The following is a 13,116-nucleotide window of genomic DNA, read 5'->3' as shown; positions in this document are numbered from 1 at the left end:
CCCCTGGACCCGCTTTCGTTGGCGCGCGCCAACGCGACGAAAATTGGGCATAGAGAGCAAATAACAAATGGGTGCAGGCCTCAGGCCTGCCCGCCGGAGGCCCTACCTCCTTGTTCTTGAATCCGTCCCAATCAAAAATCGCAACATCCGTGCGACGATGGATCAATCGAAGAACAGCAAATCCGCCCCTTGCGTCGTCGCCAGCCCGGCATAGCGCGCCTCGAATGTCGCGGTGTCGTGCACTGGCCCTGGAGCATCGAGATCGACGAAGCGTCGATAGGCACCCACCGCTGCGTGGAAGGCATCATAGCCACCCACGCGGCGGAGCGAATATGGCCAATATTCCGTGACCAGCGGCGGGCGTGCTGCCAGCACCTTGGCCGCGCCTTGCAGCACAAAGCCTTCGAAGCCTTGCGTATCCATCCACAGCAGCGTTGGCGCGCCGTGTTCGGCGGCAATGCCATCAACGCTGCGCATCGGCACGGCGATGCGCGGGCGGCGGCTTTCGCCTTGTTCGTCCGATCCGCTGCTGCTTTCTGGTGCAACGCGGTGGTCGCCCCAGTTGCGTTCATTGACTTCGAGCATGGCGTTGCCGCCATCGTGCGCGGCCGCCGCGGCTTCGGCGACAGCGATTCGGGCGTGCAGGCCGTTCAGGGCAATATTGGCGCGCAGCAGGCGGCAGTTGAACGGATGCGGTTCGATGGCCACCGCGGTTTCGGCCAAGCCGCGGGCAACGGCCGGAACGCAGATCGTCCCGATGTTGGCGCCGATATCGTACAGGCGCTCGATCCGCTCGCCCACCAGATTATGCTGCCGCAGGATGGCCAGCGCGGCGGTGAATTTGTGAAAATCGAAGGCGCCAGTGCGGAAAACTTCGCGCGAGATGATGTCGTCCCGGCAATTGACGATCAGCGATTCGGTCTTGCCATCGACAACGAAATGCTGGGCTTCGCTCGCCCGCAGCGCCGAAAAGGCGATGTCGCGGGCATGGCGATTTTTCACGCCCCAGATCAAGCTGGCGGCCGGGCCAAACACTGTTGCGGTGCCCAGTGATCGCGCTGCACCGCGCAGCGTGTTGGCCAGGCGACGGTGGCGCGCCTGAAAGCTGGAGAGCGTACCGGAGGAGGGGGTGGTAACCATTCAAGACCGCCTAGCACGGCTTTGCGACACTATTCCGACGCCTGCCATGCAGGCCGCCATCGGGTTCAGGCCGCAACCGAACGCAACTGCCCGTTTGATCGTGCCCGGGGTGTCACTATTCCAAGACCCAGCACCAGCGCGGCAACAATGGCCAATTCGATCTGCTGTTGAACGGTCATATCGGTGCTGGTTGGCGGGGGTGCCACCGCAGCCCGTTTCACGACTGACGGTGCGAAGGCGACGACCGCCGCAGCAGGGGTGGCCGACCCCGAAGCGATCAGCACGAAAGCGACGAGCGCATGGTTCACGAAAAGGCGGTGAATCGACTTGAACATGCGCCGGTGATGCCGTCGCAGCGTGATGGCTTCGGGTCAGGAATGTGAAGTTTTGGCGATGGCTTGGGCGCTGCGGCTGAAAATCACCGTATCGTCGCAAATCTTACATGTGCGCTTACTAAACGGTTCGCGGGGTCGCGGTTCGAACGCGATTGCCGTTCTTCAGAATCGGAATTTGTCCGTTGATCGACACGCAGCACCTGATCAAGCGGTTCCAGAACCGCGACATGAGCCTTGGCGTCATCGGCCTGGGTTATGTCGGCCTGCCCCTGTGTCTGGCCGCTGCCGAAGGCGGGCTCACCGTCGTCGGACTCGATATTGATCCGGCCAAGTCCGAAGCGATCATGGCCGGGCGTTCCTATCTGACCACGGTCTCGCAGGACGCCGTTGCCCGCCATGTCGGCGCTGGCAAGCTGGTCGCGACAACCGATTTTTCGCAGCTGGCCACTGTGGACGTGATTGTGATCTGCGTGCCCACACCGCTGACGACGCACCGCGAGCCGGATCTGTCGTATATCGAAGCGACGGCACGGGTGATTGCCGCCAACTTGCGGCCGGGGCAGCTGGTCTGCCTTGAATCGACGACCTGGCCCGGCACCACCGATGAAGTCGTCCGCCCGATCCTCGATGCGACCGGACTGGTATCGGGCAGGGATTATGTCCTTGCCTTCTCGCCCGAGCGCGAAGTCCCCGGCACCGCCAGTTTTGGCGCCGAAAACACCCCCAAGGTTGTCGGTGCTGATGATGATGTCGCGCGCGCACTGGCGCTGGCCTTCTATTCGGCGGTGACCAGCATCGTCGTGCCCGTCTCATCAACCCGAACTGCCGAAGCGACGAAGCTGACCGAGAATATCTTCCGCGCCGTCAACATCGCCATGGTGAACGAGCTGAAGCAGGTTTACGAAGCGATGGGCATCGATGTCTGGGAGGTGATCGACGCCGCCAAGACCAAGCCGTTCGGGTTCATGCCGTTTTACCCCGGGCCTGGCCTGGGCGGACACTGCATCCCGATCGATCCATTTTACCTGACCTGGAAGGCGCGCGAGTTTGAAATCGCGACGCGGTTCATCGAACTTGCCGGCGAGGTCAACACGGCGATGCCGCGCTATGTTGTCGAACGCACCGCGCAGGCACTCGATCTGCGTTTCGGCAAGGGCCTGCGCGGCGCCCGGCTGCTGTTGATGGGCGTTGCCTACAAGAAGAATGTCAACGACATCCGCGAATCGCCAGCGCTGAAGCTGATCGAACTGTTCACGGCGCGCGGCGCGCTGGTCGATTATGCCGATCCGCACGTGCCCGAAATCGGCCCGTCGCGCGAACATGCGCGGCTGGCCGGGCAGCAGGCGGTGGAAGCCAGCGGCACGGCGCTGGCCGATTATGATGTCGCGGTGATTGTTACCGATCATGACGGCTTCGATTATGCCGCGCTGGTCGATGGCGTGCCGCTGGTGATCGATACGCGCAACGCCTGCGCCCGGCGCGGGCTGCCGATGGCCAATGTCGTGAAGGCCTGACGGGTTTATACACCTGAACAGAACAGGAAGTGGGCCTCCGGCGGGCAGGCCTGAGGCCAGCACCCGTTTGTATTGGTTGGTCACGATGCCGAAGTTTCGGTGCCGGGCACAGGTAAACCGAAAGTGGGTCCAGGGCCTCAGGCCCTGGCCGCCGGAGGCATCAATTCTTGCTTCTATAACTTGTCTTCAAAGAAATTCGGTTTCAGTTCCCAATCCGCGTCCAGCCCCGACCTGCCTGACGTCGATCCCAGCGATAGCCGTGCTGGCTGAGTGCATCCCAGCCCAGCACCCAGGGAAAGCGGTTGTCGATCACATAGGTGGCGGCAGCGCCATGCCGCACCACGTCGACCGTCAGAACTGCGTGATATTCGCGCGCTTCGGTCCAGACCAGCGCGATCCGCAGACTGGCTTGCGGCCAGCCCTGGGCCACCAGCGCGGCGCGCGCCAGCAGCGCCTTGTCCTCGCAATCGCCGCCTTGTGCATCGGCGATTTCCCAATGATCGGCCCGGCGAAAGCGTGACTTGTCGCGGACATCGGCCAGCGCAAAGCCGTGTTGCGCGGCGGCAACCAGCTGCGCCCAGCCGGTGGGATCGAGCTCGACCGCACGGGCCGGTGCAGCCAGCAGCGCCAGCAGCAGCATGATCAACCGGAACATGCGATATCCCGTGGATGGCGATGGCAATAATCGCGCCATGCCGGCGGTGCCAGCGCCGGGCGGGAATCGGGCATCGCGCTGGCCGGCGGAATCGGATCGCATTCGGCACTGGCGCCGCCGTGGCTGGCGCAAAAGGCGAACCAGCCGGGCGGTGGCGGTGCCAGCCCGGCCGTCCCGGTGCGGGGCGCGGGCTCGGTGCTGACACAGGCGGGCATCAGAAGCCCGAGCATGACGAGGGGAAATCTTACGCTTGCCATACCAGCATTCACGGCTGCCGGCGCTGCGCTTTACCCGCCCGATTGGTTACCGACCTGGTAAGCGCGATCAGCGCCGCGATGCGACCGGCGGATCGACAAGGAAGGGTTGCAGCGTTTCGAGCTGCGGCGGCAGCGCCCCCTGCAAGGGGTTCAGATTGAAGTGGTAGGCACCAAACCAGGCACTTGATGCCCAGATGGTCCAGCCATGCCACTCCGGATTGGCGGCCATGTGGCGCAACACCGCTTCCAGCACCGGCGCGCATTCCGGTGATCGGCTGATGCCGAATTCGGTCAGCATGCCGCGATTGCCGGTGGCTCGAAGCCAGGCGGTGGCCACACCAACGCGCCGTTCGGCTTCGGTCGGGGTCACGCAGTTGCCCGTCGCGCCTGATGAGTTGGCGTCGAAATATTGATGGAAATCAAAGGCGAAATTGTTCCCTGGATCGTGGAACTGCGCCATCGCTTCGGCATTGGAAAGGTTGAGGCCAACCGGCTTTTTCCAGCTGTGCGCTCCGGACCAATAGGCGCCGGGAACCAGCACCAGATTGCGCGCACCGGTTTTCCGGATACCAATCACCGCGTCCTGCGCCACCCCCGCCCAGGTGGTGGCGCTGATCCGCACCGGTTCATTCATCAGCCCGAAAATCACCTTGTCGTTGCCGCGATAGCGTCGTGCAAGTCGCTCCCACAGGTCGCGCACGGCGCTGAGCGGCACCGCCGGGCTGCCGAGCGGCTGGCGGGCATAACGGGCATAATTATGGACATCGATGATGACCGACGCGCCCATGCCCGTTGCCGTTTCGACGATATCGTCGACGCGCGCCATTTCGGTGTCGTTCAGCGGCGCGCCGAGCACCGGCTGCAGCCGTTCCCAGCGCAGCGGCACGCGAAACACATTCATGCCGCGATCGCGAAACGCCTGCATCTGTGCCTTGTTCGGGTAGATATAACCCTTGCCGTATACAGACAGAACCCCGCCGAATTCACCGCCGGCAATGTTGATGCCGGTCAGCGCAACCGCTGCCGCCGGCCCGGTCCAGAACAACAAGAACGCCAACGCCAACGCAAACACACGCATCAGAACAGCCTTTCCCGAACGGTGAAGAGGAGACCGGTTTTGACAAGGGCGCCGGACCCACGGTGGGAAGTCACGGCCACTTGGCTGCCTTCTGTAATCTGCCGCGCCTGCAGCCGTGAGCGCCAGCCACCGGCCACCGCATCTCAGGCCGCTGCAGCAGCTGTTGCATCATGCATCAACGGGTTCACGTTGATCGAGCCCGACGAGTTCGAGGACACGCGCGATGACATCCTGCCAATCGAGCACGCCTGCGTCGCTGATCGCCGCGCGGTCGCAGGACAGTGCGGCGCGCGCTGCCGTGCCGGCGGTTTCGGGGCGTCGCGCATCATAGAGATAGTGCCAGGGTTGCGGCAGCGGCGCGGCAAAGGTCGGCAGCACGATCGGCAACTGGCACAGCAGATATTGCAGCTGGCGCAGGCTCGATTCGGCAAAATAATTGCGGTTCGGCCGATCCTCATATGGTGCCAGCCCGATATCGGCGTGCTGCAGATACGGCACCAGCATGGCAAAGGGCAGTTCGCCATGGAAACGGGCGTTGGGCTGCGACCCCAGCGAATCGGGTGACATGCGGCCAAACAGGTGGATGACGGCATCGGGCATCGCCTCGGCAATATGCTTGGTGGCAACTGGATCATAGGCGCCGTCACCGGCCACGACGAGGTTGATGCTGCCGGGCGGATAAGGCGACGCACCGCGCACCGCAAAAGCCGAGCGATCAACGCCATGCGGAATATGGTGAACGTTGGTGCCGGGCGGAAAATCGGTGATCATGCTTTGCGCCGGCACGCGCACCAGATCATATTGCGGGGCCGTGCGTTCAAGAATGCCCTCGAGCACTGGGGACATGCCGTTGGGCACCAGCCGATCGCTGGCGCAATAGACAAAGCGGGCATTGGGCGCGGCCTTGCGCAGCACATCGAACAGCGCAACCGCAACGGTCGATTCGATGACGATGAGATCGGCCGCGGCCGCTTCGGCAAGGATCGCCGGCGGCAGGCTGGCGCTATAGCGGCGCGCCGCCAGCATGGTCACCGGATCGAGCCAGCGCGTCGGCAGCCGCATTGGGTGGATCGGCGGCACCCAGACATAGCCGCGCCGGTTTTGGCCGCGATCACACCAGCGGTTGATCGAATCCGCCGGAAAGATGGCAAAGCGCGACGGGTTGGTCAGTTCGGTCAGCCGGCTGAGCTGGACGGTCACCATGCCGATATCCCAACCGAGATTGGCAAGCGTGTCGGCCCAATAGACCATGCCGGTCATGCGATAGCCCAGGCCGATGGTCTGCTGTGAAAACAGCAGGGCGCGCCGTTGCGTATCAGGACGGGGCGCATCGGCGCGAATGCCGAGTTCAGGCTGCGGCACGGCGGCGATCTCCAGAACGCCGCGCCAGTGCGGCCGTGTAAACGTCGTTCCAGCGCGCCGCAACGGCGGGCCAGGCATAGCGGGTGGCGGCCGCGATCGCCTTGGCGCGCTGTTGGTCTGCTTCGCCCCGCACCGTGGCTGCCAGCCCGGCGACGACCTGCGCCGCTGCGGCGCTCTCGCCCGGCACGATTGCGCCGATGCCGGCGCGCTCGACGAAGATCCGGTAGTTGGCGATATCGCTCAACACCGGCACGAGCCCGGCGGACAGTCCCTCGACCACGGACAGGCCAAAGCCTTCATAGGACGACAGCGAAACCAGGAAACTGGCGCGCCCGATCAACCGGCGCAGCTCGTCCGTATCAGGCCCCTGGTGGATTTCGACGGCCTCGGCAACGCCAGCCGCCTGCACCCAGGCATCGATTTGCGCCCGCGAAACATCATGCGGCATGCCGGCGACGATGACCCGCCAGGCCGGATCGATGCGCCGCAATTCCGCGAGCAGTGCGAATACCGACGCCAGCTGCTTGTTGGAGGACCAGCGCCCGATGGCGATCATGACCGGCGCAAAGCTGCGCGATCCGGCATCGGCCCATTTGGCGATATCGACACCGTTTTCAATGACCTGCACACGGTCGCCGGCGATGGCGGCGAATCGTTCTGCATCGGACACACTGGAGGCACCGATCACATCATAGGCACGGCAAGATGTGCGGGTGACGGTGGCGAAATAGATCGACTTCAGCCGCGCTGCAAATTCCGTGTGAAAAAAGCCGCCATGCGTTGATGCAACCATGGGAATGCTGCGGAACGGGCGCGCGGCGGCCAGACCGTCGAAGAAAAAGTCGATGGCGTGGACGTGCAGCAGGTCGGCATTTGCGGTGGCGGCCAGAAAATCGGGCGCGAGCGGATAGCGCGTTGATCCGAACCACGGAATGCGCCGCACCGGGATGCCGTCGATGCTGTCCGTGCGGGGATGCACGGCGCCGTCTGAAAAGCTGCTGTTGAGGGTCAGGACTTCGACATCGGCATCGCAGCCGTCGCGCAAATGGCGGCAAAGCTGGCGGACCGTTTCTTCCAATCCGCCCTTTTGCGGCCAGAATTGCCGCACCACATGGGTGATCTTCGGGCGCCCGCCGCCGTTCGCCCGCACTGCCATGGTTTATTCCACGCCATCATCGATCAGGCGATGGGCGGCCATCAGCAGCAATTGCGGCATGAAGGCATTGGTGAAGCGCCAGCCATCCGCCGGGTTCGCCGGATCGACCGGACACAGTGCGCCATCATCAACCAGGAGTGAGCACATCCAGGCAGCGTCGGGCGCCACCGCCGCCCCGATGTCGGGGTGGCGGGCCATCATGGTGACCGTGTTCTGGCCAAGGCGGATGACATCATCCTGACTTGTCAGCGCCATCCTTGCGAGATTGGCGAGGCCGCGGCGCATACCCGGATCAGCCATGCTCCGAACCAGCCTCTGGAAGCCCTTGTCGATCAGCATGGCATCCGCAACGATATCGGTGATGACCGTGTCGAGATCGGCGACATCGACGGCGACGCGGCCGGTGAGTCGCGCCTGGGACACCAGCTTCTGGCCGATCAGCTGGGCATGATAGGCCGAACCAGCCGCCAGCCTGACCACGGTGGCGATTTCGGTTTCGCCGATCGAAAGGCCATCGGTCAGCGCCTTGCGCGTGAACATTTCGCGGACTGCGGCGGCGTCGAGCCGCGCCAGCGGCACGCAGGTGATGCAGCGATGGATTGACGGGTGATAGCCAAGGATTGCGCTGGCGTCGGTGGCGACGCCGACGATGACAAACCGCACCGACGCTGTCAGATCCGAAACGTCCTTGACCAGTTCGATGATGCTCTGGCGGGTATCGTCGCGCTCGATCCGATCGAATTCGTCGATGATCAACACGATCGAAGCGTCGCTCACGCTGGCCAGATGCCCGGCGATCGCCTGCACCGACATTGGCGAGGACGGCGAGCCGGCGGCGAGATGATTGGCCGGAATCTCGCGCAGATAGGTCTGCATCAGCGCTTCAAACCCGATATCGCGTGAGCAGGACGCATACAGGACGACATGGTCGCGCGAATCGGCGATCTCGCCGAACACGCGCACCAGCGAGGTCTTGCCATAGCCGCGCGGGCCATAGATCAGCGCGTTGCCGCTCTGATCGAGAACCCAGGCCAGCAGCCGATCCAGGTCCTTCTGGCGGCCAAAAAGATCATGGCGCGCAACGACTGGCCGGTTGGCCGAAAACACCGATACCGCGCGCGCGGCTGGTTTTGCTGGCAGCTGTGGTGCCGGGGCAGTCTTCAGTTCATTGGCCGTCAGTTCATTGGCCGCCGGTTCATCGGCCGCTGGTGCCACGTCGACCAGCGGGCGCTGCGACAGATCGGGGAACGCGAACGTTGACGTCCGCGCCTGAACTGGGCCGCCGATACCGAACGCTTCCTGGGTGCTTGGCCGTTCCGGCAGCTCGCGCGGCCGGCGTTCCGGCGAACGCGGCCGCAGCGCAAGGATTGCCGTCCGCAACAGGAACAGCGGGTTGCCGACCACATAGCGGCCAAACAGTCGTTTCGGTTCAAGTCCCAATCTGAAGGCCCATTCCAAACCGCTTTTCCGCATCCAGTAAGGAGCCCGCGGCTTGGCTCCCGACAGAAAATCCAGAATTGCCCCACCACAGACAATCGCAACATTGCCGTGCAACCCGCGTTTCATCAGGCTGGCGACGCGTTCCTGCTTGGGCATGCCCATGCCGAGCACGACCAGCGCCGGGCGGGTTTTTGCCACGCGATCGAGATAGTAACCATCGGATTTGAAACCATCTTCGGTGAGGACCTCGCAGCCATGGTCCCGGCGCAGGATGTCGGCGACTGAATCGACAATCGGCAACTGCGTGCCGAACAGCGCCACGCGCTGGCCGGCAAAACGCGCCATCAGTTCCGGAACCAGATCGGTGCCATTGAGGTTCAGCCCCGATCGCTTGCCGATGATGCGGTACAGCGCATGAACGCCGACGCCATCGCGAACGAGGTGATCGAGCCCGAGAAGGTCGGCGGCAAAGTTGGGGTCGGTGACTGCGCTGTTCATCGCATGGGCGTTGACGAAGCCCAGTGTGCGCACCCCGATGCCATAGGCAAAATTGTCGAGCAGGGCCTCCTTGGCCTGGCCGTCGGGAGTCACGACAACCTGCGACACCAGCGACTGCCAATTCTGTCGCCATTCAGGCGGGCGCCATTCAGGATAGCCAAACGCCAGCGTGCCGGCGTCGCCAAAGGCCAGACGAAGCTGCAGGTCAGGCCACATTGAGAACGGATCCGATGATGGTGGCGCCGGCCAGCTGCAGCCGCGATGCGGCGGCGGTCAGCGCCCTTGCGCGCGTGAAATGCCGGCGCGTAATCACCAGTACGGCGGGCGCACTGGCAGCGATCACATACAGATCTTCGGCGGCATCCAGCGGCGGTGCATTCAACAGGATCAGTTCGGCGCGCGAATGCGCGCGCAGCACCGGCAGCAGCACCTCCAGCTTGGCCAGAAGTTCCGCCGGGTTGGGCGGCGGCGGCCCGGCAGGCAGGAATGACAACCCCGGGATGGCAGCGATCGACTGGATGGGTGGGGTGGGTTGGCGGCCGGCGAGGAAGGTCGACAGGCCGGCACCATCGTGCACGTCGAACAGCTGGTGCAGCGCCGGCTTGCGCAGATCGGCGTCGACCAGAAGCGTTCGCACCCCCGCCTGCGCCGAGGCGATGGCAAGATTGCTGGCGATCAGACGCCGGCCAACCGAGCCCGTCAAACTGGCGATGGTGACGGCTGGCATGGTTGCCCCCGGCCAGTCCGCAAGCACGTGCGAAATATTGGTGCGCAGGCTGCGGATCATTTCGGACGCGCGGTCACGCTGGCCGCGCGCCGTGATCAACGAAGGGTGCAGGCGAGAGGCGCCTGGCGCTGCAATCGAGAAGTTGAACTGGCTGGCCAAGGCCGCATCAACAGCCTCCTGCGAGGCAAAGCCCAGTGCCACGGCGGCTTCACCGAACCGTTGCCGTGTGCCGCGCTGTGCCCTGGCGATCTGTTCGGCCTGTTCGGGCTTGACGATGCCGCGCGCCACCAGGATTGCGCCGATACGATCATTGTCGACACCGCTGTTTGCCGCCGTCGGCGGTTCATTGGGGCGGGCCATGGTGAAATCGACGGCTTCGACTTCGGCTTTGCTGGCGCTGAAAATACGCATCAGGCGGTCAGATCGCAAAGGACCGGAGCGCCGCCGAGCAGTGCTTCCAGGTCCGACCATGAACGTACGCGGGGCGCCAGCATCTCTCTGATCAGCGCGGCCAGCACGCCGGACACGGCACCGGTGACCAGCGCCAGCGCCAGCACGAGCAGCCAATTCGGGAACGAGGCGCCGCGGGGTGGTGTCGCCGCTGAAAGGATCGCAGCGCTCGGAGCCTCCAGGTCGCTTTGCAGCTCGACATCGGCCAAGCGGGCGGCGACGGCATCATAATTGGCCTTGGCGCGATTGACCTCTCCGGTCAGCACCTGCAGCCGGGCACGGTCGGCAGCCGTCGCCGTCAAGAGCTGGCGCTTGCCGACTCCCAGTTCCTCGATCTGGGCCGTTTCGCGGCCGACAGACTGGTTCTGCCGCTCGATACCGCGCGCCACCTTGCCGAGCTCGGCGACAAGTTGGGCCTGCAATTCGGCGAGACGCGCCTTGCCTTGGATGACGGCTGGATGGTTGGGCCCGCTGTGCACGTTCAGGTCACGCAGCACCGCAGACTGGGTGGCGACTGCCGCGCCCAGCTGCTGGACAACGACATTGCTGACCGTGCCGGCAGAGATTGCAGCGTCAATCCCGCCAAGGCTGCTTTCGGCCTGGGTTCCGGCCTTTCGCGCCTGCGATGCGGTGAGGCGCTCCGACAGCGCGCGCAACTCGATCGCGTTGGTGTCGGTTTCCCCTTCAAGGCCGGTCATCCCGGTGGTCTTGAGGAACGCATTCAAGTTCGCCTGCACACGTGCCAGATCGTCAGCGCGCGTTGCAACCTGGGCCTTGAAGAACGCCACGTTCCGCCGCGCGGCCGTAACCTTCAGTTCGACGGCGGTATCGAGATAGGCCTGCGCCACCAGATTGGCGACTTGCGCCGCCCAGACCGGATCGTCGGAACCGACGCCGATCGAAACCGTTCGTGTGCCCTTGGCAGAGACGACATTCAGGTTGCGCCCGATCTGATTGACCAGCCAGTCCTGAAGCGGCGCCTTGCCCTTTTGATATTTGTCGCGTTGCAGCAAGGTGCGGGGATCATTGATGAAGCCGGGGCTGGCCACTGCACGCTGCATGACGCGGCGACTGCCGATCAAGTCGACCTCGGCATTGACATAGGCAGCAAACGCCAGGCTGTCATTCTTGTCGATGATCGCGTCGGAACCACGATTGTTGAAAACGATCCACGCGGTTGCGGTGAATTGCGGCGGCAAAAATGCGGCGATGATGCAGATTGCGACGGCGACACAGGCCGCCACCAGGGCCGCCAGTTTCCACCGCCCGCGCAGGGCAAGAATCATCTGGGAAAGGCTCGAAAAGCCGCTCATGGTCTGATTCTGCACACCTAGAAAAACACGACGCGCCGTACCCGGCTGACGACCAACAATCCGCGATTTCATTCGCCTGCGAGGACGGTTTTGCCGACCGCATTCGAATGCCGCGCTGCAACAACACTAAAGACCAACAACATGAAAATTTCGTGACAATGGTGAATATTGAAACATAATTGCAACAATTTCTGGCGATGTATGGCGTGTTCTTCGGCTTTGACGCTCGTTTCTTTGGGACGCAGGAATGGCAGTGCGCGCCAGATTGTTAACCACGGTCCTTGCGTTAGCCGGCGTTTTTACGATCGGATCTGCAGTGCCCGCGCGCGCTGGCGCATCAGCATTCGCATCTGCCGCGTCGGACAATCTGCGGGCCGCCGCGACATCTGGGCTGCCATCGCTCGCCGAATCGCTTCCGGCCGGTCGAACCGCCGCGATCGGCTGCATTGCTCGGGCAATTGCGTACGAAGCTGGCAACGAGCCGGTGGCGGGCCGGGAGGCTGTGGCGCAGGTCATCCTGAACCGCGTTCGCCATCGCGCCTTTCCAAAAACGATCTGTGGGGTTGTCTACCAGGGCTCGAACCGCCGCACCGGCTGCCAGTTTACCTTCACCTGTGATGGTTCCTTGCGGCGCGTGCTGTCGCGGCAGATGTGGGCCGATTCAGTTCGCATCGCCGGTGATGCGCTGGATGGCCGGCTGCTACCAACGATAGGCGATGCGACCCATTATCATGCGGATTATGTGGCGCCGCGCTGGGCCCCCGCCCTGGTCAGGGTCGGCCAGATCGGTGCGCACATTTTCTATCACCTCCCCGGCAAGGCCAGCGGGATCAATGGTGGAATCGCCCTTGCCGGCGGACGCTCAGGGACGCAGGGCGCCGGCCCGCGGGCCGCACCGGCGCTGCCCGCGGTGTTCAGTGTCTGGGGCCTGGTTGCTGCTCCGGCCTCCAGTCAGGAATATTGAACAGCGGCGAATTTTTTTGGTCGATGTAATAAATCAGAAACATCCTCGTCATGCGTTGCGGTTAACGTAACTGTGCACACGCCCATTTGGCTGTCATCAACTGTTGCAGAGGATATAGTCATGGTTACTTTTACCGGAACTACTGGGAATGACATTTTTGTTGCTCCGACGGCTGAAGATTGGACGATCATCGGCAAGGGCGGAGTCGACAATCTGACCGGCAATGC

12 protein-coding genes are annotated in these 13,116 nt (G+C 63.6%); 2 read left to right on the top strand and 10 right to left on the bottom strand.

From position 1 onward, the window contains the following. Positions 1-162: 162 nt before the first annotated feature. Positions 163-1,140: an FkbM family methyltransferase gene (locus tag RMO81_RS05465; RefSeq protein WP_310474756.1), complete on the bottom strand. Its 978-nt coding sequence runs from the start codon at positions 1,138-1,140 to the stop codon at positions 163-165. Between the two features lie 65 nt (positions 1,141-1,205). Next, a complete protein-coding gene (locus RMO81_RS05460) occupies positions 1,206-1,475 on the bottom strand; it encodes a hypothetical protein (RefSeq protein ID WP_310474754.1) in 270 nt (89 codons plus the stop codon). Positions 1,476-1,657: 182 nt separating this feature from the next. Between RMO81_RS05460 and RMO81_RS05455 the strand changes: the two genes are divergently transcribed. After that, a complete protein-coding gene (locus tag RMO81_RS05455) occupies positions 1,658-2,989 on the top strand; it encodes a nucleotide sugar dehydrogenase (protein ID WP_310474752.1) in 1,332 nt (443 codons plus the stop codon). Positions 2,990-3,191: 202 nt separating this feature from the next. Here the strand turns inward: RMO81_RS05455 and RMO81_RS05450 are convergent, their stop codons facing one another. The 8 genes from RMO81_RS05450 to RMO81_RS05415 all read right to left on the bottom strand — a co-directional run bounded on the left by RMO81_RS05450 (position 3,192) and on the right by RMO81_RS05415 (position 11,997). Next, on the bottom strand, positions 3,192-3,644 hold the full coding sequence (locus RMO81_RS05450; RefSeq protein ID WP_310474751.1) for a transglutaminase-like cysteine peptidase: 453 nt from the start codon (positions 3,642-3,644) through the stop codon (positions 3,192-3,194). Then, positions 3,632-3,874 (bottom strand): hypothetical protein, encoded by a 243-nt coding sequence (locus RMO81_RS05445; RefSeq protein WP_310474749.1) that lies wholly within the window; start codon positions 3,872-3,874, stop codon positions 3,632-3,634. The genes RMO81_RS05450 and RMO81_RS05445 overlap by 13 nt, the downstream gene beginning before the upstream one ends. A 94-nt stretch (positions 3,875-3,968) precedes the next feature. Beyond that, on the bottom strand, positions 3,969-4,979 hold the full coding sequence (locus tag RMO81_RS05440; protein ID WP_310474748.1) for a glycoside hydrolase family 5 protein: 1,011 nt from the start codon (positions 4,977-4,979) through the stop codon (positions 3,969-3,971). A 168-nt stretch (positions 4,980-5,147) separates the two neighbouring features. Then, positions 5,148-6,341, bottom strand: a complete 1,194-nt coding sequence (locus RMO81_RS05435) for a hypothetical protein (protein ID WP_310474746.1) — start codon at positions 6,339-6,341, stop codon at positions 5,148-5,150. Further along, the gene (locus RMO81_RS05430; protein WP_310474745.1) at positions 6,328-7,497 is read right to left on the bottom strand and encodes a glycosyltransferase family 4 protein; all 1,170 of its coding nucleotides are present in this window, start codon (positions 7,495-7,497) and stop codon (positions 6,328-6,330) included. The genes RMO81_RS05435 and RMO81_RS05430 overlap by 14 nt, the downstream gene beginning before the upstream one ends. A 3-nt stretch (positions 7,498-7,500) precedes the next feature. Continuing rightward, complete coding sequence (locus tag RMO81_RS05425; RefSeq protein WP_310474744.1) at positions 7,501-9,651, bottom strand: WecB/TagA/CpsF family glycosyltransferase; 2,151 nt, start codon at positions 9,649-9,651, stop codon at positions 7,501-7,503. Then, a complete protein-coding gene (locus RMO81_RS05420) occupies positions 9,641-10,573 on the bottom strand; it encodes a hypothetical protein (protein ID WP_310474743.1) in 933 nt (310 codons plus the stop codon). The genes RMO81_RS05425 and RMO81_RS05420 overlap by 11 nt, the downstream gene beginning before the upstream one ends. Then, the gene (locus tag RMO81_RS05415; RefSeq protein WP_310474742.1) at positions 10,573-11,997 is read right to left on the bottom strand and encodes a Wzz/FepE/Etk N-terminal domain-containing protein; all 1,425 of its coding nucleotides are present in this window, start codon (positions 11,995-11,997) and stop codon (positions 10,573-10,575) included. Before RMO81_RS05415 ends, RMO81_RS05420 begins: the two co-directional genes overlap by 1 nt. Before the next feature lie 175 nt (positions 11,998-12,172). Here RMO81_RS05415 and RMO81_RS05410 point away from each other — a divergent pair, with 175 nt between their 5' ends. Next, positions 12,173-12,889: a cell wall hydrolase gene (locus RMO81_RS05410; protein ID WP_310474741.1), complete on the top strand. Its 717-nt coding sequence runs from the start codon at positions 12,173-12,175 to the stop codon at positions 12,887-12,889. The last annotated feature ends 227 nt before the right edge of the window (positions 12,890-13,116 follow it).

This window comes from Sandarakinorhabdus sp. (assembly GCF_031422795.1).
Taxonomy (GTDB): Bacteria; Pseudomonadota; Alphaproteobacteria; order Sphingomonadales; family Sphingomonadaceae; genus Sandarakinorhabdus.
Note: the sequence above shows the minus strand (reverse complement) of the source record. Positions and strands in the feature narration are given on the sequence as shown.